The sequence below is a fragment of the Bradyrhizobium sp. MI1.10 genome (assembly GCF_055811035.1).
The window spans coordinates 52,814-77,448 of sequence record NZ_JBVVPN010000024.1; the positions used below are offsets into that span (position 1 = coordinate 52,814).

Here is a 24,635-nt window from a genome sequence, read left to right on the forward strand (position 1 = left end):
CGACGTGAAGCGGCCGCGCAAGCGCGGCTCGAGCGTCGCGGTCATCGACATCGGCTCCAACTCGGTCCGTCTCGTCGTCTACGAGGGACTGACGCGGAGCCTGATTCCGATCTTCAACGAGAAGACGCTGTGCGGGCTCGGGCGCGAGGTGCAGAGCACGGGCCTGCTAGCGCCCGACGCCGTCGACAAGGCACTGACCTCGCTCAAGCGCTTCCGTGCGCTGTGCCGGGTGATGCAGGTCGGGCGGGTGTTTGCGATTGCGACCGCCGCTTGCCGCGACGCCTCCAACGGCCCCGACTTCATCGCGAAAGCCGAGCGCATCTGCGCGGTGAAGATCGAGATCCTGTCGGGCCCGCGCGAGGCGCGGCTGTCGGCGCTTGGCGTGATCTCCGGCATCCATCATCCCGACGGCATCGTCGGCGACCTCGGCGGCGGCTCGCTCGAACTGATCGACGTGCGCAAAAACACGGTGCGCAGCGGCGTGACGCTGCCACTCGGCGGCCTCGCGCTGCAGGACCTCGCGCATAAATCCCTGAAACGCGCCGACCGCATCGTGCGCGAAGCGCTCGACGGGGTGCCGCAGCTCAAGGCCGGGAGCGGCCGCAGCTTCTACGCCGTCGGCGGTACCTGGCGCGCGCTGGCGCGCATCCACATCATCCAGAGCGGCTACCCGCTCCAGGTGATGCACGGCTATTCGATTTCGGCTGCCGAGGCGCTCGATTTTTCCCGACGTCTCCGCCGGCTTGCGGCCGCCGGCATGCTTGCAGACATCGAGATCGTCGCCGACGCCCGGCGCCCGCTCCTCACCTATGCGGCACTGGTGCTCGAGCACATCATCCGGGTGGCGAAGCCGAAGACCATCGTGTTCTCGACCTTCGGCGTGCGCGAGGGCCTGCTGCACGAGAAGCTGCCGGAGTCCGAACGCAACAAGGACGGACTGATCTGCGCGGCCGAGGAGCTGAACCAGCTGCTGTCTCGTTCGGCAAAGCACGCGCGCGAGTTGATCGCCTGGACCGACCGCCTCGCGCGCGTGGTGAAGCTGCGCGAGACCGAGGAGGACCGCCGTCTGCGCCACGCCGCGTGCCTGTTGTCCGACATCGGCTGGCGGGTGCATCCCGATCATCGCGGCGAGCAGACGCTGAGCCTCGTCGTCAACGGCAATTTCGGCGCGATCACCCACACCGAGCGCGCCTTCGTCGGCCTGTCCGTGTTCTATCGCTATGCGGGGCTCAGCGAGGAGAACCAGCCGCCGGTCGCCATGCAGGAGCTGCTGACGCCGGCGCAACTCGAACGCGCCCGCCTACTCGGCGCGGCCTTCCGCGTTGCGCATCTGATCTCGGCGGCGCGTCCGGGCGTCTTGCCCGCGACGCATTTCCGCAGCGTGGGCCGCAAGCTGTTGCTGGTGTTCGAGCACCGCCTCGGCGATCTCGTCGCGGATCGCGTCGGCAGCCGCTTCCGCGCGCTCGCCCGCCTGATCAACCGCGCCGGCTCGATCGTGCGGCGCTAGCGCATGATCCGGAAAAGCCTGAAGCGCTTTTCCGAAAAGATTATGCTCGAAAGATAAGCCTATTCCGCCGAGGCCTTGGCGTGGCGCTCGGAGGATTCCAGCGCGGCCGCGCTCATGCTGCGCCGGCGCCAGATGGAGCCGACGGCCAGCACGACGACTACGCCGAGAGCTGCGCACAGATATTCGCCGCCTCCGCCGCCATGGGCGAATTGCGGCGGGATGCGCAAGGCGCTGAGCACGTTGTCGAGCGAGGCGCCGAACGGACCGTCGGACAGCGTGTGCAGCCTCGGCGCGATGCCGGGATCGGTAGCGATCACCTCGCCCGCAATCCAGCCGAGCAGCGCCGCGCCGGCCCACACCAGAACCGGCAGCTTTGCGAGCAGCGCCATGATCAGCGCCGCACCGGCGACGATCAAGGGCACGCTGATAGCAAGACCGAGCACCAGCAAGGGCGCGCTGCCATTGGCGGCCGCGGCCACCGCAATGACGTTGTCCAGGCTCATGACGATGTCGGCGACGACGACGATCTGCACGGCCTGCCACAGATGCGAAGCCGACTCCACGCCGTCCTCGTCCTCCTGTTCCGGCACCAGCAGCTTTGCCGCAATCACGATCAGCGCAAGACCGCCGACCAGCTTGAGGTACGGCAGCTCCATCAGGCTCGCGACGATGCCCGTGAAGATGATCCGCAGCACCACCGCGGCGCCGGCACCCAGGATCATGCCCCACAGCCGATGCCGCGGCTTGAGGCCGCGGCAGGCGAGCGCGATCACCAGCGCATTGTCGCCGGACAAGAGGATGTTGATCCAGATGATCTTGCCGACCGCGACCCAGAAGGTCGGTTCGGCCATCTCAACGCGGAACTGGGTGAAGAATGCCCCGATCGTAGCGGGATCGAAGATCTGCCAGAGCCAGTTCACACTACGTCCTTTCGCCGCGTCTCGTTACCTGATCGGCTGACGGATCAGCCGACGATCTCGTTGCCCGAGAAGAATTGCGCGATCTCGATCGCGGCGGTCTCCGGCGCATCCGAACCGTGCGCGGAGTTCTCACCGATCGACTTGGCGTAGAGCTTGCGGATGGTGCCGTCAGCCGCCTTGGACGGATCGGTCGCCCCCATCACGTCGCGATACTTGGAGACGGCACCCTCGCCTTCCAGCACCTGGACCACCACGGGGCCCGACGTCATGAAGTCCACGAGCTCACCGAAGAAGGGGCGCGCCTTGTGGACCGCATAGAAGGTCTCGGCCTGTTCCTTGGTCATGCGGATGCGCTTCTGCGCGACGATGCGCAGGCCCGCCTTCTCGATCACGGCGTTAACCGCACCGGTGAGGTTACGCGCTGTGGCGTCGGGCTTGATGATCGAGAAGGTGCGTTCGATGGCCATGATCTTGTCCTTGAAGAGAAAACGGTGGTTCGGAGTTGCCGGGCTTATATCGGCGCCTTCGCCATACGGCAAGCGACCGCCAAAACCGCCTCGCGGGCGCTTGGCCGCAGGCCAGGAGTCAGAATGCCAACATGGATTACGACGATTTCACCTAAATGAACCCAATCTGAAGGCCTCGTCAGGGTTTGGTTCAGCCTCGCTCGGATAACCTCAGGTCCATCGAAACCAAAGCCTCCTCCCGAGGCGGACCGTTTCGGCGGCCTTTCCATCGACGCGATAGCCCCGCGTCGGCAGTTTTGAGGAGATCACCATGTTGAGGAAACTTTCGCTCGCCGCTGTTGCCGCGGTTGCGCTTGGTGCCGCGCTGGCACCGACCTCCGCCTCTGCGTACTGGCATGGTGGCGGCTGGGGCTGGCACGGCGGCGGCGGCGGCTGGCATCACGGTTACGGCTGGGGTGGCCCGCGCTTCTATGCCCCCGTCTCCTACGGCTATGGCGGCTGCTATGTGCGCCGGCTGGTCCCGACCCCCTGGGGACCCCGCTGGCGGATGATCAACCGCTGCTACTGAGCCCGACAGCACCTTTCCAAAGGTACCTGAGCCCCCCAAGGTACCTTCCAAGCGAAGCCCCGGCGTCCCCCAGCGCCGGGGCTTTGTATTCGGAGGGGGACATTGCGCGGCTTCACACAATTTTTGCTAGAATGCCGCGCAATCGCCGCGAGTGGCGAAACCATTTGGGGGCCAAGGACTTGGTACCGTGTTGCTTCTTTGAGAACACGGAACCCTGCGATGGCTGGCCCTTTTGCCAATGACAGCGAGCAAATCGACCGGCGCACCAGCCGCTCGATCTCCGATGCCGTGGCCGAACGGCTCCAGCAGAGCCTGCGGCCCGAAGCCAGGCTTCCGACGCACCTCGAGCAACTCCTCAATGAGCTGAAGCAGCGCGAGCGCGATTCGCACTGAGTTGACACGCACCGGCTTGCAGACACGGAAAAACGGGTTGCGTTTGATCGCGGGTGCGGTGACAAGGCCGCATGCTCTCCATCACCGACCTCTCCATCCGCCTCGCCGGACGCCTTCTGATTGACCAGAGTTCCGTGCAGATCACGCCCGGATCGCGCGTCGGCATGGTCGGTCGCAACGGCACCGGCAAATCGACCCTGTTCAAGGTGATCCGCGGCGAGCTCGCCGCCGAGCACGGCACGGTGACCCTGCCGCCTCGCTGGCGCGTCGGCAGCCTCGCGCAGGAAGCGCCGAACGGCCCCGAGAGCCTGATCTCAGTCGTGCTCAAGGCCGACCTCGAACGCGACGCGCTGCTCACCGAGGCCGAGAGCGCGGCCGATCCGCACCGGATCGCCGAGATCCAGACCCGGCTGGTCGACATCGACGCGCATTCGGCACCGAGCCGTGCCGCCGCCATCCTGTCCGGCCTCGGCTTCTCCGCCAACGACCAGCTCCGCCCCTGCGCCGAATTCTCCGGCGGCTGGCGCATGCGCGTTGCGCTCGCCGCAACGCTGTTCGCGGCGCCCGACCTGTTGCTGCTCGACGAGCCCACCAACTATCTCGACCTCGAGGGGACGCTGTGGCTCGAGGATCACCTCGCCCATTATCCGCGCACGGTGATCGTGATCAGCCACGACCGTGATCTCCTTGAAAGCTCGGTCGACCAGATCCTGCATCTGGAGCGCGGCAAGCTCACGCTTTACAAAGGCACCTACTCCTCGTTCGAAGAGCAACGCGCCATGCGCGAGATGCTCGATGCCAAAGCGGTCAAGCGCCAGGAAGCCGAACGCGCGCGCCTGCAAGCCTTTGTCGACCGCTTCAAGGCCAAAGCCTCGAAAGCCCGCCAGGCGCAGTCCCGTGTGAAAATGCTGGAACGGCTGAAGCCGATCACGGCGCTGGTCACCCAGGACGTGCGCGAGATCAGCTTTCCCGCGCCCGAGAAGATCCTGTCGCCGCCGATCATCGCCGCCGACAACGTCGTGGTCGGCTACGATCCGAACACGCCCGTGCTGAACCGCGTCACCTTGCGCGTCGACAATGACGACCGCATCGCGCTGCTCGGCTCCAATGGCAATGGCAAGTCGACGTTGGTCAAACTGCTTGCGGGCCGCCTCGCGCCGTTCTCGGGCAAGGTGACCCGCGCCGACAAGCTCTCGATTGCCTATTTCGCCCAGCACCAGCTCGACGAATTGAACGAGGATGCCTCGACCTACGACCACGTCCGCAAGCTGATGGGCGAGGCGCCCGAAGCGAAAGTACGCGCCCGCGCCGGCGCCATCGGATTCTCCGGCAAGGCGGCCGACACCAAGGTCGGAAAATTGTCGGGCGGCGAGAAGGCGCGGCTCCTGCTGGGACTTGCGACCTTCTTCGGCCCCAACATGATCATCCTGGACGAGCCGACCAACCATCTCGACATCGACAGCCGCGCAGCGCTTGCGGAAGCGATCAACGAATTCCCCGGCGCGGTCATCATGGTCTCGCACGACCGCTATCTGATCGAGTCCTGCGCCGATCAACTCTGGATCGTCGCCGACCGCACCGTGACCAATTACGACGGCGACCTCGACGAATATCGCCGCCTGGTGCTGTCCGCGCGCAATGGCGAGCCCGCGCCGCGCGAACGCAGCGCCGCGAGCGAGAAGCCGCAGCGTCCGAGATCGGACAATCGCGGCTCGCTGAAGAAACGCATCGCGGAAGCCGAAACCGAGATCGCCCGCGTCAGCGAGATCATCAGCAAGATCGACACCGCGCTCGCCCTGCCCGACATCTTCAGCCGCGACCCCAAGCAGGCCGCCCAACTGTCGAAAGCACGCGCCAATGCGGCCGACGCGCTGGCACGTGCCGAGGAGCAGTGGCTCGAGGCGAGCACGCAGTTCGACGAGGCGGCGGGCTGACGCCTCCGCGACCGGGCCGACATCAAAATCGCAAAAACAACCCCATGCACAGTACCGGTATTTTGCTACCTGGTGATTAGCCGTTCAATAACCTGTTCTTTGCCGCACCGACTGAGCCGGCGCGTCTCGCGAAGCTTCGTCAGCATCATGTGGGAACTAGCGCTCCCGCATGATCTCGTGCCGGTAACGCTGCAGCGGCGATAGCAGGTAGCTCAGGATGGTGCGCGAACCGGTCCTGATTTCGACGGTCACCGCCATTCCCGGGGACAGGTTGACGAGGCGGTCGTCCACCTGCATCTGGGTGCGATCGAGCGAGATACGGGCGCTGTAACTCAACTCCTGCCCGCTGGGCTCGCTGCTGTCGCGTTGCGTCGCGAGCGCACGGTCGCTCCCGCGCTCCTGCGGCCGGTCGCGGATGATGGCGTCCTGCGAGACGCTCACGACCCGGCCTGCGAGAAGCCCGTAGCGGGTGAAATTGAAAGTGTCGATCTTGATGGCGGCGCCCTGCCCGGCCTCGACAAATCCGATATCGCGGTTGGAGATCATCGCCTCGATCTCGAGCCGCGTATCGGTCGGCACGATCACCAGCAGCGACTGCGCGGGCGTGACCACGCCGCCCACAGTGTGGACCGCGAGCTGCTGCACGACGCCGTCGACTGGCGACGTCAGTTGCTGAAGCCTCGTCCTCTGCTGCGCCTTGATCAGATCGCGTGCGACGCCATTGGCCTTCTGTTCGCTCTTGGCAAGCTCGTCGGAGAGACTTTTCCTGTACTCGGCCAAGGCCTGGATGCGAGTCTCCCGGATCGCGGCGACGGCCGCCTCGGCCTCCTTCAAGCGGCTGCTCTGGACGCGAAGCTCCTCCTGCTGCTCGATCTGGAGCTGGAGGGTCTCATAGTAGGTCAGCTTCGAGCCGATCTCCTTCTCCATCAGCGTCTTGCGAATCTCGACACGCTGCTGGGTGACCGGCAGCAACGCATCAAGCTTGTGAATCGTCGCCGCAATCGTCTGATGTTCGGCCTCCTTCTGCGCTTCCTGACGCGCCAGCGCCGCGAGCTTGGCCCTGTTCTCGCTGACCTGATTGGCGAGGAGCTGTCGCTGCGTCGCGACCAGCATGGGATCGGCGTCCTCTGGTACGACGAGATCGGCGGACACCTCTTCGCCGCCTGCCAATGCGGCGCGGAGGCGCGCGACGTTGAGCCGCTCGGCCATGAGATCGTCGTGCAGACGATCGCGCTCCGCGGCGTTCACGGTCGGATCGAGCTCGATCAGCAGGTCGCCCGATTTGACCGATTGGCCGTCCTGCACGTGAATGGCGCGCACCACGCCGGTCTCGAACGGCTGGACCACCTTGCTTCGCCCGCTCGACACGACCTTGCCGGTTGCGGAGGCCACGATGTCGATCGTGCCCCAGGCCGACCAGGCCATCGCCGCGCAGACAAGCAGCATCAGGACCATGGCGATGGCGCGGCCGATCGGCGATGGCGGTGTTTCCGTGATTTCCAGCGCCGCCGGCAGGAAGGCGACTTCCTCGGCGCCCCGCCCCTTTCCATTCCGGAACGGGATCACGGTCTGCTCCGGCCGAGCGGCCGGCACAGCGCTAGCCGACCTCATAAATGCCTCCCTGGAGACGATGCAGGGCGGCATAGCGCCCGCCGGTCTTGATCAGCGCATCATGCGTGCCGTCCTCGACCAGACGGCCGCGTTCCAGGGTGAAGATGCGATCGGCGCCGCGGACGGTGGACAGACGGTGCGCGATGATCAGGACCGTGCGGCCTTTCGCGATCTCCTTCATGTTGTCATGGATGATCCGCTCGCTTTCATAGTCGAGCGCGCTGGTGGCTTCGTCGAAGATCAGGATCCGGGGATTGCCCACCAGCGCGCGGGCGATCGCGATGCGCTGGCGCTGCCCGCCCGAGAGCGTTGAGCCGCGCTCGCCGACCACCGTATCGTAGCCCTCGGGGAGCTCCAGAATGAAATCATGCGCGCCCGCCAGCTTCGCCGCGTCGATAATGCGGTCCATCGGCAGGCTCGGATCGGCCAGCGCGATGTTGTCGCGCACCGACCGGTTGAACAGCATGTTGTCCTGGAGCACGATTCCGATCTGCCGACGGAGCCCGGCCGGGTCGGTCGTCATCAGATCCATTCCGTCGACCAGCACGCGGCCGCCTTGCGGAACGTAGAGCCGCTGCACCAGCTTGGCGAAGGTGCTTTTGCCCGAGCCGGACGATCCGACGATGCCGACGGTTTGTCCGGCTGGAATGTCGAATGAGACATCGTGCAGGATCTCCGGCCCATCGAGGCGGTAGCGGAAGGAGACGTGCTCGAAGCGGATGTTGCCCCGGATCGGCGGCAGCCCCGCGCGGGCGGCGGAGTAAGCCGGCTCCGCCGCGCTGTTGAGGATGTCGCCGAGCCGCGCGATCGACAGCCGCGCCTGATGAAAATCCTGCCAGACTTGCGCGAGCCGCAGCACCGGGGCCGACACCCGCCCCGCGAAGATGTTGAAGGCCACGAGCTCGCCGACGGTCAGTGCGTCACCGATCACCAGCCTGGCGCCGACATAGAGAATGCCGGCAGTGACGACCTTGCTGACGAGCTGCACGAGCTGGCTTGCCGTGTTGCCGAGACTGGTGACACCGAAGCTCGCCGAGACGTAGCCGGCGAGCTGCTCTTCCCAGCGGCGCTGCATCTGCGGCTCGACCGCCATCGCCTTCAGCGTTTCGATGCCGCTAACGCTCTCGACCAGGAAGGCCTGGTTCTCGGCGCCGCGGCGGAATTTCTCGTCCAGCCTGCGGCGAAACAGCGGCGTCGCCACGGCCGAGATCGCGATGTAGAACGGGAACGACGCCAGCACGATGAAGCTCATCTGCGCCGAATAGGCGAACATCACCGCGAGGAACACCGAGGTGAAGACCATGTCGATGAGAAGCGTCAACGACGAGCTGGTGATGAAATTGCGGATGTTCTCGAGCTCACGGACCCGCGCCACGGAATCGCCGACGCGCCTGGCCTGAAACCAGGCCATCGGCAGCGCCAGCAGATGGTGAAACAGACGTGCCCCGAGCTCCACGTCGATGCGGTTGGTCGTGTGCGCAAACAGGTAATTGCGCAGGATCCCGAGCACGGTGTCGAACAGGGAGACGACGACGAGGCCGATGACGAGAACGTCGAGCGTAGACAGCGAGCGGTGTACCAGCACCTTGTCAATCACGACCTGGAAGAACAGCGGCGAGACCAGCGCAAAAAGCTGGAGGAAGAACGAAGCCGCCAGCACCTCGCCCAGCAGCCGCCGGTATTTGCCGATCGCGCCGATGAACCAGGTGATATCGAAATGCCGTCCGAGGTCTGACAGCCCGGCGCGCCGGACCATCAGGATCAAGCCGCCGTCCCAGATCGCGCACAGCTCGTCGCGATCCATCAGCACCGGGCGCTGCGCCTCCGGAGACTGCACCAGCACCTTGTCGGCGGAGGCCTTTGCGATGACCATGAAGCCGCCGTCCCGCAGCATTGCGATCGCAGGCAGCGGAGTGTCCGACAGACGGCTCCACTGTGTGCGATAGGTTCTGGCTTTAAGTCCGAGAGACCTGGCGCAGCGGACGATATCCGCTGCGCCGAAGCTTGCCGCGCCCAGCCGGTGCCTGAGCTGCGCGCGATCGGCCGCAACACCTTGCAGATGCAGCAGCGTCAGCAACGCATCGAGCCCCGTATCGGAGGAGACCGCGTTGGTCATCATGAGCGTTCTCCGGGCCGATGCGGCCGGCTTCAGGCGTGCTGGGGCGGTGCGAGCACCTGGCTCTGCGTCGCGTGCGGATCGGGCAGCGGCATCTCGCCGTTCCCCTCACCTGCCGGGACGAAGCTGGCCGCCATGGCCTGGTTGAGCAGCATCGCGGCCGCAAACGCTCCGCCCTGGATGACGACGTTGTTGCCGGTGCCGCCGTCCAGGATGTCGAGGCCGCCGCCGCCGATCAGCACGTCATCACCGGCACCACCCGCCAGCGAGTCGTTGCCCGGGCTGCCGATCAGCACATCGTCGCCGTTGCCGCCATTGGCAACGAGCTGGATGCCGCTGTGCAAGCCGGAAGCCGTGATGACGTCGTCGCCATCGAGACCGTTGATAACGATCCTGTCGCCCGCGCCGGCATCGGTGATGTTGATGTCCTGGCCAAGCCCCGACACCGTGATGATGCCGTCGTGCTCGGTCACCGTGATGACGTCGTTGCCACCGGTTGCGTTGATGGTCACGGTATCCGCGGCGCCGTCATTGGCGCCGAGATCGAGGTCGACCTGGCTGACGCCGGTGCCGGAGAGGTCACCGACGGTAATGTTGTCGGCACCGCCGAGAGCATTGAAGTCGACATGTTCGACCCCGTTCAGGTCCATCGCAATGGCGGCGACATCTCGCGTGAACAGCACCCGACCGCCATTGGCCGAGATATTGATGTTCTCGCTGATATTGGCGCCGTTGAATGCCAGCGTGTCGGTGCCCTTCCCGCCTTCGACGGTGTCGCTGCCGTCGCCGGGATTCCACACGAAGGTGTCGTCGCCCGCACCCAGATTGGCGAAATCGTTGCCGCGTCCCCCGTTCACCACGTCATTGCCGGCACTGCCGATGATGGTGTCGTTGCCGTCGCCGCCATTGATGTTGAGGCTGAACGACTGTCCCGCCTTGATGGAAGACGCATCGATGACGTCATTGCCTTGTCCGCCGTTGATGCCGAGCACATCACCGGCGTCCGCGTGTGCAATCGTCACCTGCGCAGCGAGGCCGTTGACCACGATCGATCCGCCGGCGGTCACGACCGATATGTTGTCGTCACCGTTCGTGCCGTTCACGGTCACGCGGTCCGCCGCTCCGTCGCCGCTCTGGCTGCCGGGGCCGGCGCTGAGGTCGATGGCAACCTGCGCGATTCCAGTCCCGGTCAGATCGTTGACCGTGATGTTGTCGGCGCCGCCTGCTGCCGCGATCTGCACGTGCTCGACGCCAGCGAGGTCCATGACGATAGCACCGACGTCACGGGTGAGAAGCGCACGGGTTCCGTTCGCCGAGACCGACATGTTCTCGGCCACGTTGGCGCCGTTAAACACCAGCGTATCGGTTCCCGCGCCGCCTTCGACGACGTCGCTGCCGTCACCGGGATTCCACGTGAAGATGTCGTCGCCTGCGCCAAGAAGCGCGACGTCATTGCCGCGGCCGCCGATGACCTTGTCGTTGCCGTCGCCGCCGATCAGGGTGTCGGCGCCCTGGCTGCCGGTGATGGTGTCGTTGCCCGCGCCGCCGTCGATGGTCAGCCCGATCGCCGCGCCGAGCGTGGATGCATCGATGACGTCGTTGCCGCCGAGCGCCTGAACGACCAGCCGATCGTTGCCGGCCTCTGCATTTGCGATCGTCACGAGCTCCGGCAGCCCCGTGACCGTGACCGTTGTGCCCGTGGCTGTGACCTCGATGTGCTGATTGCCGTTGCTGCCGTTGACGGTCACCGTGTCAGCTGCGCCGTCGCCTTGCGTCCCTCCCGGAACGGCTCCGAGATCAACCAGCACCTGCTTGACGCCGGTCCCGGTGAGGTCGCCGACGGTGATGTTGTCGGCCCCGCCCCGCGCATCGAATTCGATCTGCTCGACGCTGTTGAGATCCATCGTGATGTTGGCGACATCGCGGGTGAAGCGCACCCGGCCGCCATTGGCCGAGATGTCGATGGTCTCGTTGATGTTGGCGCCATTGAAAAGCAGCTTGTCGCTGCCCGATCCGCCTTCGACCGTGTCGCTGCCGTCACCGGGATTCCAGATGAAAGTGTCGTCGCCACTCCCGAGCTGGGCGACGTCGTTGCCGCGTCCGCCATTGACGATGTCGTCCCCGCTGCCGCCGATGATGAGGTCGTTGCCATCGCCGCCGGTAATCCTGTCGTTGCCGGCGCCGCCATCGAGCGTCAGCGAGATCAGGCTGCCGAGCCCGTTGCCCGCGGTGATGACATCGTCGCCGCCCCCACCGTGCAGGACGAGATTTTCCGTCGTGCCGATGTCGAGCGAGAACGGCACCGCGCCCGTCCCGTCGAGCCGCACGCGGGTGCCGTTCGCCGTGATCGTGAACGTCTCGGCGGCGTTGCTTCCGTTGACCTGAGCCGTATCGTTGCCCTCACCACCCTCGAACAGGTTGGTGCCGCCGCCCGGATTCCAGACCATGACATCGTCGCCGGCCTCGCCGAACAGCTGATTGTCGCCGCTGCCGCCGTCCAGGACGTCGTTACCCGCTCCGCCGAACAGCAGATCGTTGCCGCCGCCGCCCTTGATCAAATCGTTGCCGGCCTGACCAAACAGGAGATCGGCTCCCGAGCCGCCCGTGATCCTGTCATTGCCGTCGCCGCCGAAGATGTGCACCGCCGGCATCGGGCCGTGGCATTCGTCGACGGTGATCGTGTCGTCACCGCCTTGACCGAAGATGTCGATCGCAGTGGTGTTGTCGACGGTGGGTTCGCCACCAACCGTTTTCACGTGCCCGTTATTGACCAGGATGCGGCCGGACTTGTCGCGACTTATCACAAGGCCGTTATTCGCGCTGTCGCCGAAAATGGTGAGCTGCCCCGTAACCGGGGAAAACACAGAGGTAATGGACATCCAAATGATCCTTCCGACCTAGCCCCTCCCTTCGATGCGTAGCAGCCGCGCACATGACATTCTTGAACCGTTGCTTGAGACGCGCGTGATTATTCTGGAGATTTCCTCCAGTTTTGCTTCGGGGCAGTTTTCGAAAGCGAATGCGAAGGCTCTCTCATCACGAATCGCGTGATCACGGATCACGCGTAACGCCCCCGTGACTTTCAACGCGCGCGGAAAAACGCGGCTCGAGGCAATGAAGACGCTTTGGGCGAAGGTCGGCATCCGCGATGTCGAAACTCGCGAACAAGATCGCCGGCGAGCGAGAACGGAGAGGTCACGATTCACGCCCGCCCATCGCAATCAATGGATGCAAAATCGCTTGACGATAGGGGCAAGCATGCGCGGCCGATCGCAGCGACAGCTGCAACCAGCATCAGGGCAAAAGGCCAAACCCGTTACGCCGCCGACTTCTTCTTCGGCTTCGGCTTGGTCGCCTTCGGCATGACCGGCGCCTCCGGCGTGCCCTCGATCGAGGACAGGCGGCCGGCCGTGAAGGTGTAGATGCCGGCGCGCGGACCGGTCGTCCAGGTCACGACCGCAACGCGCCTGCCGGCGGCATCACCGGAGAGGTTGACGCTCGAGGGCGCGCCGATGCCGCGCACCACATCGCATTCGGTGTGGCCGAGCGCGACGGTGCCGCCCATGGGAGCCGGCGCGGTCGTCGACGCATTCGCATCAGCCGGCCCGGGCGGCGGCGCCATGCCGGCACAAGCCCCGTCGGCGCTGACCAGATCCTCGGCCCCAACCGGCTTGTCGGGGGTTAGCGGCGGCGACTCGATCGAGATGCTTTTGATGAACAGGCGGCTGGGCGTGTTGAACCACTGGGCATCCCTGGACAACAGATCGGTCCCGCCCGAACAGCCCGCGACCAGCGGGGCTATGGCCGCCAACGCAACTATGAGCGAGCTGGGAAGCTTTTGATGTCGCACGATAAACTAATTTCCCCGAGTGAAGGATCGGCCCTAAGCAATTGTACCAACACCACTTTGCGGCACGAAGGTGACAAAAGCCATCATCCCCCGAAAAGTGCAAATTATCATTAATTGCGAGCGACCGCTAATTCCGCTTCTGCCATCGGCCCCGCTCGTCGGCCTGCCAATAGGTGACATCAAATCCCCGCGCCTTGCAATCCGTCCAGGCGCTGCGGGCGAACGCAAGTGCGTCCGGATCGTCCCCGTCGAACAGCAGCACCATGCGCTCATAGCCCTGCGCGTCCTGCGGCAGCGCGGCGTTGTCGACGAGGAAGCGGACATTGGCACCGTTCGGATTGTCATCCTCGACCGCCAGCACGATCGGCTGTTCGGCGGCGTCGCTCACCCGCCAGGTCGCGTGCGGCAGGAAGGAATCGTCGCGATAGGTCCACAAATGGGCGTCGAGCGCATCGGCGCGCTCCGGCGAAGTCGACTGCACCACGACGCGCCAGCCGCGCTCGAGCGATTTCTCGAGAAGGGGCGGCAACACGTTCTCCACCGTCATGTTTTGCAGATGGTAGAAAAGGACTTCAGTCATCTCGGGTCATTTGCGCTCGTAATGGTCGGCGACCAGACGGTCGAGCAAGCGAACGCCATAGCCACTTCCCCAGCTGTGGTTGATGTCGGTCTTCGGCGCGCCCATGGCGGTCCCGGCGATATCGAGATGCGCCCAAGGCGTGCCGTCCACGAAGCGCTGGAGGAACTGCGCCGCGGTGATCGAGCCGCCATGGCGTCCGCCGGTGTTCTTCATGTCGGCGAACTGGGAGTCGATCAGCTTGTCGTATTCGGGGCCAAGCGGCAGGCGCCAGACCTTCTCGCCGCTCTCGATGCCGGCCGCCAGCAGCCGCTCGGCAAGCTCGTCATTGTTGGAGAACATGCCGGCATGCTCGGTGCCGAGCGCGACCACGATGGCGCCGGTCAACGTCGCCAGATCCACCATGAATTTCGGCTTGGTTTTCTTGGCGACGTACCAGAGCACATCGGCAAGCACCAGGCGGCCTTCCGCGTCGGTGTTGATGATCTCGATGGTCTGTCCCGACATCGAGGTGACGATGTCGCCCGGGCGCTGCGCGTTGCCGTCCGGCATGTTCTCGACGAGGCCGATGGCGCCGACGACGTTGACCTTGGCCTTGCGTGCGGCGAGCGCATGCATCAGGCCGACGACGCAGGCAGCGCCTCCCATGTCGCCCTTCATGTCCTCCATGCTGCCGGCCGGCTTGATCGAGATGCCGCCGGTGTCGAAGCAGACGCCCTTGCCGACGAAGGCAACCGGCGCCTCACCTTTCTTGCCGCCGTCCCAACGCATGATCACGGTGCGGCTCGGCCGCGCCGAGCCCTGGCCGACGCCGAGCAGCGCGCCCATGCCGAGCTTGTCCATCGCCTTGACGTCGAGCACCTCGATCTTGACGCCGAGCTTGCGGAGCAGGCCTGCGCGGCGCGCGAACTCCTCGGGAAAAAGCACGTTCGGCGGCTCGTTGACGAGGTCGCGCGCAATGATCACGCCGTCCACGATCGCAGCCGCCGATGCAAACGCCTTCTTCGCGACGACCACGTCGCCGACCGCAAACGAGACGTCGGCGCGCGTGCCGCCCTCCTCGCCGTCCTTCTTCTTGGTCTTGTAGCGGTCGAATTTGTAGGTGCGCAGCCGCAGGCCCGAGGCGATCGCGACCGCCTGCTCGCTCGTCATGGCGCCATTGGGCAGTTCCGCCATGATGGTCATGGCCGCCACCCCGGCCGGAAGCTTGCTCGCCGCCACGCCGCCGAATTTGAGGAAGTCGTTGGCCTTCAGGCCGGCCGCCTTGCCGGCGCCGATCACGATCAGGCGGGTGGCCTTCACGCCCTCCGGCGCTAGGATGTCGAGCGCAGCGCCGCTTTTGCCCTTGAAGGCGGCGGCGGTCGCCGCCCGCTTCACGAGTTCGGTGGCCCCGCCGAGGGCCTTGGCGGTCGCCGGCCCGAGCTTCAGGCTGTCGTCGCAGAACACGACCATGATGCCACGGACGGCGGCAGATAATGGAACGAAGCCGACCTTGATGGCATCGGACATGAGTAACTCCTCAAAAACGTTGCGCTTTTACCGATCGGCAGTCCCTGCCACGGGCCGGAGCTGAACGGCGATTCACTGGGCGTAACGCACTATGGGCCACCGGCCCGGTCGATGCCAAGCACCCCCCGTGGCCGAGGGGCCACAACGAGGGAAATATTAACCATATATTGAGGGTGCCACGGGGCAGCCATTTTGTTGACGGATCAAAGGGATGGTACTGAGAGAGTAAGCCGGCGGATGAGATGGTTGACCGACCTTGGGGATCCCCTTGCGGGGATTGGTTGGACAGCCGGAATTCCGGCCGGCATTGGGGACTTGGTGGGATTCGTGCGGTAGCGCATGGGGTCAATCGATAGGTATATCTTCCGCACGACGCTCGCGTCGTTTGCGCTGGTCCTGGTCAGCCTCACGGGCGTGATCTGGATTACGCAAGCGTTGCGCGGCATCGACTTGATGACGAGCCAGGGTCAGACCATCCTGACCTTCCTCGGCATCACCAGCCTCGTCGTGCCCGCGCTGGTCCTGATCATTTCGCCGATCGCGCTGATGATCGCGATCTCGCATACGCTGAACAAGCTTGCGACCGATTCCGAGATCATCGTGATGAATGCCGCCGGCTTCTCGCCGTTCCGGCTGTTCTATCCGTTCTTCTACGCCACCTGCGTGGTGGCGCTGCTGGTCGCCTTCATCGCGGCCTATCTCGCTCCCGATGGCATGCGGCGGATCAAGCAGTGGGACGCCGAGATCACCGCCGACGTGCTTACCAACATCATGCAGCCCGGCCGCTTCGCCCAGCTCGACAAGAACCTGACGATCAGGATTCGCGAACGCCAGCCCGGCGGCATCCTCGCCGGCATCTTCATCGACGACCGCCGCGATCCGAACGAGCGGGTCTCGATCGTCGCCGAGCACGGCGAAGTCATGAAGAACGAGAACGGATCGTTCCTGGTGCTGGAGACCGGCAATCTCCAGCGCTTCGAGGCCGGCAAGCGCGATCCCGCGCTGGTGGCGTTCGGCCGCTACGGCTTCGACATGTCCAAGTTCTCGGGCCAGGGCCGCGACGTCACCCTCGGCATCCGCGAGCGTTATCTCTGGGAGCTGCTCTCGCCGTCCGAGGACGATCCCGTCTACAAGCAGATTCCCGGCCAGTTCCGCTCGGCATTGCATGACAGCCTGCTGGCGCCGATCTATCCCTTCGCCTTTGCCGTGCTGACCTTCGCGTTTCTGGGTGCGCCTCGCACCACCCGCCAGAGCCGCAATTTCTCGATGGGCTCATCGATCTTCGCCGTGTTCGGCCTGCGCATGGCCGGCTTTGCCTGCTCGGTGATGGCGGTGAAATCGCCCGGCGCGGTGCTGGTCCAATATGCGATGGTCATTGGTGCCATCGGCATCGGGATGGCGATCATCATCGGCGGCCTTGTGGTCGAACCGCCGCCGCGCCTCATGGAGGCCATCAACAGGTCGAACGCGCGCATCGCGCGGCTGTTCCGACGGCCGGCCGTCGCATGAGCATGCTCACCAACACACTCGGGCGCTATTTCGCCGGCCGTTTCGTGGTCGCGGCGCTCGGCGTGTTCGCCAGCATTTTTCTGTTGCTGGTGCTGGTCGATTACATCGAGATGGTGCGCAAGACTTCGGGCCTCGCATCCGCCTCCGCGGTCATGGTGGCCGAGACCTCGCTGTTCCGCGTGCCGCAGCTGCTGGAGAAGCTGACGCCGTTCTGCATGCTGATCGGCGCCATGACCTGCTATCTCGCCCTCTCCCGCCGGCTCGAGCTCGTGGTCGCGCGCGCTGCCGGCGTCTCCGCATGGCAATTCATCTCGCCGGCGCTCGGCAGCGCGCTCCTGATCGGAGTGATCGCCACCGTCGCCTACAATCCGATGTCGGCCAATCTGCGCGAGCTCTCCAAGCGCATGGAAGCCGAGCTGTTCGGCTCGGCGCCCGGCGGCGGTATTCAGGACGCCTCCGGCTTCTGGCTCAATCAGGTCACCAATGACGGCCAGACCATCATCAACGCGGCGCGCAGCGAGCAGCAGGGTATCCGGCTCACGGGACTCACGCTGTTCCGGTTTGACACAGAGCAGCACTTCAAGGAGCGCATCGAGGCGCGAGAGGCGACACTCGAGGCCGGCCGTTGGCTGTTCAAGGGCGTCCGCCGCTTCTCGCTGGATTCGCCGCCGGTCGATCAGGCCAGCCTGGAGATTCCGACGACGCTGACCGAGGCGCAGGTCCGCAACAGCTTTTCCACACCCGAGACTGTGTCCTTTTGGCAACTACCGAGCTACATCCGCTCTTCCGAAAGCTCGGGCTTCGCGACAGCCGGATACCGACTCCAGTATCAGAAGCTTCTGGCACAGCCGTTTTTGCTTGCGGCCATGGTGATGCTCGCGGCTTCCGTGTCGTTGCGCTTCTTCCGGATGGGCGGCGTGCAGAAGATGGTTTTGAGTGGCGTGGGCGCAGGCTTTCTGCTCTACGTTCTGTCGAAAGTGACTGAAGATTTGAGCAAGGCTGAGTTGATGCATCCGATCGCTGCGGCGTGGTTGCCCGTGGTGGTGGGCGGCCTCACCGGCTTTTTGGCCTTGCTGTATCAGGAGGACGGATAGTGACGGCCGTCCACCGAGGATCCGTGTCTCGTTTGACGCGGCGCACATTGGTGCGCGCGAACGGGTGTGGCTTGTCCATTCGCAGGTTCCTGCTTGCTGTCGCCGCCATGGCATCGCTCGGTGGCCTGATGGACGTTGCCGCCGTGGCGCCGGCCTCCGCCCAGAGCTTCACCTACAATCCGCTGCCGCCGCGTGCGAAGCCGCCGAAGGCCGTCAACGACAACCAGATGCTGGTTCAGGCGACCGAGGTCGACTACGACTACAACAATTCGCGCGTCTCCGCGGTCGGTAACGTCCAGCTGTTCTACAACGGCACCAGCGTCGAGGCCGACAAGGTCATCTACGACCAGAAGACCAAGCGGCTCCATGCCGAAGGCAACATCCGGATGACGGATGCCGACGGCAAGATCACCTATGCCGAGATCCTGGACCTTTCCGACGACTACCGTGACGGCTTCGTCGATTCGCTGCGCGTTGACACGGCCGACCAGACCCGCATGGCGGCGAGCCGCTCCGATCGCTCCAGCGGCAACTACACGGTGTTCGAGAACGGCGTCTACACGGCCTGCGCGCCGTGCAAGGACGACCCGAAGAAGCCGCCGCTATGGCAGGTCAAGGGTGCGCGCATCATCCACGACCAGCAGGAGAAGATGCTGTATTTCGAGACGGCGCAGCTCGAATTCTTCGGCGTGCCGATCGCCTATATGCCCTATTTCTCGACGCCCGACCCGACCGTGAAGCGCAAGACCGGCTTCCTGATGCCGGGCTTCACGTCGAATACGCCGTTCGGCTACGGCGTCGAGGTTCCGTTCTACTGGGCGATCGCACCCGACATGGACGCGACCTTCAGCCCGCGCATCACGTCCAAGCAGGGCGTGCTGTTCCAGGCCGAATTCCGCCAGCGCCTGATGGACGGCGCCTATCAGATCCGCGTCTACGGCATCGACCAGCTCGACCGCAGCGCGCTCGCCGGCCAGCCCGGCGACAAGCAGTTCCGCGGCGCCGTCGACACCAAGGGTCAGTTCGCGCTGAACGACAAATGGGTCTGGGGTTGGGACGGTGTCCTGATGTCCGACTACTATTTCTTCTCGGACTATCGGTTGTCGCAATATCGCGATCCGCTGGGCTCGTTCCTGTATCTGCCGACGGATGCACTCTCGCAGCTTTACCTGACCGGTGTCGGCAATCGTAGCTTCTTCGACGCGCGCACGATGTACTGGCTGAGTTACTCGGGCAATCAGAGCCAGGTGCCGGTCGTCTACCCCGTGATCGACTACTCGAACGTGCTGAACTATCCGGTCTTCGGCGGCGAGTTCAGCTACAAGACCAATTTCGTGAACCTGTCGCGTGACACCGCGGTGTTCGATCCGATTACGACGCTCGCCAACACCAATGGCCTGTGCACGACGGTGTCGGCCGATCCGCTCGCGCGCACGCCGTCGCAGTGCCTGCTGCGCGGCTTCCCCGGCACCTACACCCGCCTGACGGCCGAAGCGCAGTGGCGCAAGTCCTTCACCGATCCATTCGGTGAAATCTGGACCCCGTTCGCCATTCTCCGCGCCGACGCGATCAACTCCTCGGTCTCCAACCAGCCGGGCGTGTCGAACTATCTTCCTGTCGGCGACACCCAGGCGTTCCGCCTGATGCCGACCGTGGGCCTCGAATACCGCTACCCCTTCATCAACGTTCAGCCTTGGGGCTCGACCACCATCGAGCCGATCGCGCAGATCATCATCCGGCCGAACGAGACCTATGCCGGCAAGCTCCCCAACGAGGACGCGCAGAGCATGGTGTTCGACGCCTCGAATCTGTTCAGCGTCGACAAGTTCTCCGGTTACGACCGTGTCGAGGGCGGCGGCCGCGCCAATGTCGGCGTGCAGTCCACCACGCAATTCGACAGGGGCGGCGCCATCAAGACGCTGTTCGGCCAGTCCTACCAGCTGTTCGGCATGAACTCCTTTGCGGTCCAGGACTCCATCAATACTGGCGTGGATTCCGGTCTGCAGAGGCCGCGCTCCGACTATGTGGCGAGCGCCGCCTATTCGCCCAACAGCACCTATACGTTCAGCGTTCGCTCGCGCATGGACGAGCAGACCTGGAACATCCAGCGCTTCGAGGCGGAAGGCCGCGCCAACTTCAACCGCTGGTCCGTCAGCATGCTGTACGGCAATTACGCGGCCCAGCCGGAACTCGGCTATCTGACCCGCCGCGAGGGCATCCTGACGTCGGGCTCGATCAAGGTCGCGGCCAACTGGGTGGTCACGGGCTCGGCGCGCTGGGACCTGGAGGCCAACAAGATCAATCAGTATGTGCTCGGCGCCGGCTACGTCGACGATTGCTTTGTGCTCGGCTTGAACTATGTAACTGCGTATAGCTATTCCGCAGGCGCGGCGCCGCCCGTGCTGAACCACGCGATCATGTTCCAGATCGGCCTGCGCACGCTGGCGAACACAGCGACGACCAGCAGTTCCGGCGGCGGTCTCCAGTGAACGGTTTGAAGGTGCCGGCCGCGTGTTCCCGATCGCAGGTTCACCGCGGCTGACATGCGAGCGACAAATATGACGATCTCATTGCCTGTCTTCCGCCTCTTCCTCGTCCTCGCCGCCCTGCTCCTGGCCGGCGCGCCGTCGCGCGCGCAGAACATCGTCGTGATGGTCAACGGCGATCCCATCACCGACTTCGACGTCGAGCAGCGCTCCAAGCTCGACCAGCTGACGACGCAGAAGACACCGGCCCGTCAGGAGGTCATCAACGAGCTGATCGACGACCGGGTGAAGATGAAGGAAGGCAAGAAATACGGGGTCGACCCCGGTGTCTCCGACATCAACCAGTCCTACGAGGGCATGGCGCAGCGCATGCGCATCTCGCCGGACCAGCTCACCAAGTCGCTCGAGGTCAAGGGCGTCCGCCCCGAAACCCTGAAGAACCGCATGAAGGCCGAGATGGTCTGGACCAGCCTCGTGCGCGGCCGCTTCAAGGAGAAGTTGTTGGTCGGCGAGAAGGACGTCGCGCAGGCCGTGCAGGCCCAGACCGGCGACAAGCTGCAGATCGAGGGGACCGAATACAAGATGCAGCCGATCGTGCTGCTCGTGCCGCGCGGCTCGTCGCCGGCGTTCCTGGAGACGCGGCATAAGGAAGCCGAGCAATATCGCTCGCGCGTCGGAAGCTGCGAAGAAGCCAATTCGTTGTTCCGCTCCACGCCGAACGCCACGATCCGCGACACCGTCACCAAGACCACGGCGGAATTGCCCGAGGCGCTGCGCAAGGTGCTCGACGACACGCCGATCGGCCACCTGACCGCTCCCGAGACGACCAAGGCGGGCATCGAGATGGTGGTGCTGTGCTCGCGCAAGCCGACCATGATCGACACGCCGAAGAAGCGCGAGGTCCGCGAGAAGATGTATCAGGAGAAGTACGAGAAGACCCAGAAGGCCTATCTCGAGGAGCTCCGCAAAGCGGCGATGATCGAGTATCGCAACCGCTGATGGCCCAGCAGCCCGCCAAGCCCCTCGCCCTGACGCTGGGAGAGCCTGCCGGCATCGGCCCCGACATCACCATCGCAGCCTGGCTCAAGCGCAGCGAACTGGACCTGCCTGCCTTTTATCTGCTCGGCGACGAGGCGCTGATCGCCCGCCGCGCCAAGGCGCTCGGCGCCAATATCAGGATTGCTTCGGTAAGCGCGGGCGAGGCCAAGGCCGCCTTCCCCGAGGCGCTGCCCGTGGTTGCGACCGGCGAGCCCGCGAGCGCCGAGCCCGGCAAGCCGGACGCATCGAGCGCGCCCGCCGCCCTCGCCTCGATCCGCCAGGCGGTCACGGATGTCCGCGAGGGCCGCGCCGGTGCCGTCGTCACCAATCCGATCGCCAAGAGCGTGCTCTATCGCGCCGGCTTCCGCCATCCCGGCCATACCGAATTCCTCGCCGAGCTCGCCGCGGAAGACGGCCGCGTGCCGCAGCCGGTGATGATGCTGTGGTCGCCGCGGCTCGCCGTGGTGCCCGTGACCATCCACGTCTCCTTGCGCGATGCACTGGCCCAGCTCACCAGCGAGCTGATCGTCTCGACCGTGCGCATCGTCGCGACCGAACTCAAATCCCGCTTCGGCATCGCGAATCCGCGCATCGCGATTTCCGGCCTCAATCCGCACGCGGGCGAGGACGGCTCGCTCGGCCACGAGGAGCAGACCGTGATCGCGCCGGCGATCAAGACGTTGCGCAGCGACGGGATCGAGGCGAAGGGACCGCTCCCCGCCGACACCATGTTCCACGAAGCCGCGCGAAACAGCTATGACTGCGCCGTCTGCATGTACCACGACCAGGCGCTGATCCCGATCAAGACGGTGGCCTTCGACGACGCGGTCAACGTCACGCTCGGCCTGCCCTTCATCCGCACCTCGCCCGATCACGGCACCGCCTTCGACATCGCCGGCACCGGCAAGGCCAATCCGGCAAGCCTGATCGCTGCGTTGAGGCTCGCGAGCCGGATGGCGGCTGCGAAAACCCGATGAGCGCGATCGACGACCTCCCGCCGCTTCGCGAGGTCATTCGCCAGCACGCCTTGTCGGCGCGCAAATCGCTCGGCCAGAACTTCCTCCTCGACCTCAATCTCACCGCGCGCATCGCGCGTGCGGCGGCTCCGCTCGAGGATTCCACCATCATCGAGATCGGCCCCGGCCCGGGCGGGTTGACGCGCGCCTTGCTCGCGCTCGGCGCCAGACGCGTCATCGCTATCGAGCACGACGAGCGGGCGATCCCTGCCTTGCAGGAAATTTCAGCGCGCTATCCCGGCCGTCTCGATATCGTGCATGGCGACGCCATGAGCTTCGACCCGCGCCCGCTGCTATCCGGCGAAAGAGCAAAAATCGTCGCGAACCTGCCCTACAACATCGCGACCCACCTCCTCGTCGGCTGGCTCACCACCGAGCCCTGGCCGCCCTGGTACGACATGATGGTCCTGATGTTCCAGCGCGAGGTCGGCGAGCGTATCGTGGCGCGCGAGGACGAGGAGGCCTTCGGCCGGCTCGGCGTGCTCGCCAACTGGCGCTGCGAGACCAAGATCCTGTTCGACATCGCGCCGTCCGCCTTCGTGCCGCCGCCGAAGGTCACGTCTTCCGTCGTGCGACTGATCCCGCGCGAAAACCCTTTCGCCTGCGATCGCAAGCTGCTCGAACAGGTCGCCGCCGCCGCGTTCGGCCAGCGCCGCAAGATGCTGCGACAAAGTCTGAAGTCGCTCGGCGCCGATCCCGCGCGGCTCGCCGCAGCTGCCGGCGTCGATGCGACGCGGCGCGCCGAGACCGTTCCGATTTCCGGCTTTGTTGCCATGGCCCGTGAATTGGCCAATATACGCAGCGAAACAGAGAGATAATTTCGGAGGAAGAAATATGGCGTTGATGCGTCGGCAGTCCCTCGTCAAGTTCGATGCGCCGCTCTGCGAGACCATCGTCGACACGCCGAAGCCGCAAGGACGCGAGGTGCTGGTGCGCATCGAGCGCTGCGGCCTCTGCCACTCCGATCTGCACATCCAGGACGGCTACGCCGATCTCGGCGGCGGCAAGAAGCTCGACACCACGCGCGGCATGACGCTGCCCTTCACGCTCGGCCACGAGATCGCAGGCGTGGTCGACGAAGTCGGCCCCGAAGTGTTCGCCGGTCTCGTCGGTAGCAAGAAGGCGGTGTTTCCGTGGATCGGTTGCGGCCAGTGTCGCGACTGCGCCAATGGCGACGAGAACCTCTGCGCCAGGCAGCGCTTTCTTGGCGTCTCCATCGACGGCGGCTTCGCCACCCACGTGCTGGTGCCTGACGCGAAATATCTGCTCGACTACGATCCCCTGCCCGTCAACCAGGCCGCGACGCTGATGTGCTCCGGCGTCACCGCCTATGGCGCGCTCAAGCGCCTGGTCGACCGACCGCGCCAGCGCAATCTCCTGCTGATCGGCCTCGGCGGTGTCGGCATGATGGGCCTTTCCTTCGCGGCGGCCATGTTCAAGCAGCCGATCACGGTCGCCGACCTCAGCGGTGCCGCGCGGGAAACCGCGCTGAAGAACGGCGCGGCGGCGGCCTACAATCCGGCCGAGCCCGACGTGATCAAGCGCATCCTCAAGGAAACCGATGGCGGCTTCGACGAGATCGTCGATTTCGCGGGCAACGAGAAGTCCATGGCTTTCGCGGTCGCCGTCGCCGCGCGCGGCGGCAAGATCGTGGTCTCCGGCCTGATGGGCGGCCAGTTCACGTTGCCGATGGTGCAATGGGTCTACAAGCGCATGACCATCGAGGGCTTCATGGTCGGCACGCTCACCGAGGCTCACGAGCTGATGGCGCTCGCCCGCGCCGGCAAGATCAAGCCGACGCCGATGCGCGAGGAGCCGATGGGCGACGTGCAGACCTGGATCGACGAGCTTCGCGCCGGCAAGGTCGTCGGCCGCATCGTGCTCAAGAATTAGCATGCGCGAGAAGCGCGAGGCGGCGGGGTCATCTCGCCGCCGGCTTCAATCATCGCGATTCACTCGAAATTGACGCAAGCCGGTGTTCCAAATTGGGGAACCTGATCTCTGCGGATTATGGTCCTCGCCAGCTCTCTTTTGGAATTC

At 65.0% G+C, this 24,635-nt stretch carries 19 protein-coding genes; 11 read left to right on the forward strand and 8 right to left on the reverse strand.

The window, feature by feature from the left end; genetic code table 11:
* Positions 1 to 4 precede the first annotated feature (4 nt).
* A complete protein-coding gene (ppx, locus tag AC0L3K_RS24465; RefSeq protein ID WP_007591950.1) occupies positions 5 to 1,507 on the forward strand; it encodes an exopolyphosphatase in 1,503 nt (500 codons plus the stop codon).
* Positions 1,508 to 1,566: 59 nt separating this feature from the next.
* On the opposite strand, the gene AC0L3K_RS24470 is transcribed toward ppx, so the two are convergent.
* Entirely contained in the window at positions 1,567 to 2,427 is an 861-nt protein-coding gene (locus AC0L3K_RS24470; RefSeq protein WP_219683177.1) for a TerC family protein, read from the reverse strand.
* A gap of 44 nt (positions 2,428 to 2,471) precedes the next feature.
* Positions 2,472 to 2,894: a nucleoside-diphosphate kinase gene (gene ndk, locus AC0L3K_RS24475; RefSeq protein WP_007591953.1), complete on the reverse strand. Its 423-nt coding sequence runs from the start codon at positions 2,892 to 2,894 to the stop codon at positions 2,472 to 2,474.
* Between the two features lie 310 nt (positions 2,895 to 3,204).
* Here ndk and AC0L3K_RS24480 point away from each other — a divergent pair, with 310 nt between their 5' ends.
* The 3 genes from AC0L3K_RS24480 to AC0L3K_RS24490 all read left to right on the forward strand — a co-directional run bounded on the left by AC0L3K_RS24480 (position 3,205) and on the right by AC0L3K_RS24490 (position 5,789).
* Positions 3,205 to 3,462, forward strand: coding sequence for a sulfur globule protein precursor (locus AC0L3K_RS24480; protein WP_473367042.1), 258 nt, complete (start codon positions 3,205 to 3,207; stop codon positions 3,460 to 3,462).
* A 219-nt stretch (positions 3,463 to 3,681) separates the two neighbouring features.
* Positions 3,682 to 3,855: a hypothetical protein gene (locus tag AC0L3K_RS24485; RefSeq protein ID WP_007591955.1), complete on the forward strand. Its 174-nt coding sequence runs from the start codon at positions 3,682 to 3,684 to the stop codon at positions 3,853 to 3,855.
* A gap of 71 nt (positions 3,856 to 3,926) precedes the next feature.
* On the forward strand, positions 3,927 to 5,789 hold the full coding sequence (locus AC0L3K_RS24490; protein ID WP_219683179.1) for an ABC-F family ATP-binding cassette domain-containing protein: 1,863 nt from the start codon (positions 3,927 to 3,929) through the stop codon (positions 5,787 to 5,789).
* Positions 5,790 to 5,945: 156 nt separating this feature from the next.
* On the opposite strand, the gene AC0L3K_RS24495 is transcribed toward AC0L3K_RS24490, so the two are convergent.
* From AC0L3K_RS24495 to AC0L3K_RS24520, 6 genes are all read right to left on the reverse strand, one after another.
* Positions 5,946 to 7,400, reverse strand: coding sequence for an HlyD family type I secretion periplasmic adaptor subunit (locus tag AC0L3K_RS24495; protein WP_219683180.1), 1,455 nt, complete (start codon positions 7,398 to 7,400; stop codon positions 5,946 to 5,948).
* Entirely contained in the window at positions 7,387 to 9,519 is a 2,133-nt protein-coding gene (locus tag AC0L3K_RS24500) for a type I secretion system permease/ATPase (protein WP_473367043.1), read from the reverse strand. Before AC0L3K_RS24500 ends, AC0L3K_RS24495 begins: the two co-directional genes overlap by 14 nt.
* Before the next feature lie 29 nt (positions 9,520 to 9,548).
* On the reverse strand, positions 9,549 to 12,395 hold the full coding sequence (locus AC0L3K_RS24505; protein WP_473367044.1) for a beta strand repeat-containing protein: 2,847 nt from the start codon (positions 12,393 to 12,395) through the stop codon (positions 9,549 to 9,551).
* A 437-nt stretch (positions 12,396 to 12,832) separates the two neighbouring features.
* Positions 12,833 to 13,327, reverse strand: coding sequence for a hypothetical protein (locus AC0L3K_RS24510; RefSeq protein ID WP_198288228.1), 495 nt, complete (start codon positions 13,325 to 13,327; stop codon positions 12,833 to 12,835).
* Positions 13,328 to 13,493: 166 nt separating this feature from the next.
* Complete coding sequence (locus AC0L3K_RS24515; protein WP_007591963.1) at positions 13,494 to 13,946, reverse strand: DNA polymerase III subunit chi; 453 nt, start codon at positions 13,944 to 13,946, stop codon at positions 13,494 to 13,496.
* Between the two features lie 6 nt (positions 13,947 to 13,952).
* Positions 13,953 to 15,452, reverse strand: a complete 1,500-nt coding sequence (locus AC0L3K_RS24520) for a leucyl aminopeptidase (protein WP_007591964.1) — start codon at positions 15,450 to 15,452, stop codon at positions 13,953 to 13,955.
* A 339-nt stretch (positions 15,453 to 15,791) separates the two neighbouring features.
* Here AC0L3K_RS24520 and lptF point away from each other — a divergent pair, with 339 nt between their 5' ends.
* From lptF to AC0L3K_RS24555, 7 genes are all read left to right on the forward strand, one after another.
* Entirely contained in the window at positions 15,792 to 16,961 is a 1,170-nt protein-coding gene (gene lptF / locus AC0L3K_RS24525) for an LPS export ABC transporter permease LptF (protein ID WP_473367045.1), read from the forward strand.
* Positions 16,958 to 18,055: an LPS export ABC transporter permease LptG gene (gene lptG / locus AC0L3K_RS24530; protein ID WP_007591971.1), complete on the forward strand. Its 1,098-nt coding sequence runs from the start codon at positions 16,958 to 16,960 to the stop codon at positions 18,053 to 18,055. The genes lptF and lptG overlap by 4 nt, the downstream gene beginning before the upstream one ends.
* Complete coding sequence (locus AC0L3K_RS24535; protein WP_219683183.1) at positions 18,055 to 20,544, forward strand: LPS-assembly protein LptD; 2,490 nt, start codon at positions 18,055 to 18,057, stop codon at positions 20,542 to 20,544. Before lptG ends, AC0L3K_RS24535 begins: the two co-directional genes overlap by 1 nt.
* 69 nt (positions 20,545 to 20,613) lie before the next feature.
* Positions 20,614 to 21,540, forward strand: a complete 927-nt coding sequence (locus AC0L3K_RS24540; RefSeq protein ID WP_007591973.1) for a peptidylprolyl isomerase family protein — start codon at positions 20,614 to 20,616, stop codon at positions 21,538 to 21,540.
* A complete protein-coding gene (gene pdxA, locus AC0L3K_RS24545; protein ID WP_219683184.1) occupies positions 21,540 to 22,556 on the forward strand; it encodes a 4-hydroxythreonine-4-phosphate dehydrogenase PdxA in 1,017 nt (338 codons plus the stop codon). The genes AC0L3K_RS24540 and pdxA overlap by 1 nt, the downstream gene beginning before the upstream one ends.
* Positions 22,553 to 23,413 (forward strand): 16S rRNA (adenine(1518)-N(6)/adenine(1519)-N(6))-dimethyltransferase RsmA, encoded by an 861-nt coding sequence (gene rsmA, locus AC0L3K_RS24550; RefSeq protein WP_473367046.1) that lies wholly within the window; start codon positions 22,553 to 22,555, stop codon positions 23,411 to 23,413. The genes pdxA and rsmA overlap by 4 nt, the downstream gene beginning before the upstream one ends.
* A 16-nt stretch (positions 23,414 to 23,429) precedes the next feature.
* The gene (locus AC0L3K_RS24555; RefSeq protein ID WP_007591976.1) at positions 23,430 to 24,488 is read left to right on the forward strand and encodes an alcohol dehydrogenase; all 1,059 of its coding nucleotides are present in this window, start codon (positions 23,430 to 23,432) and stop codon (positions 24,486 to 24,488) included.
* The last annotated feature ends 147 nt before the right edge of the window (positions 24,489 to 24,635 follow it).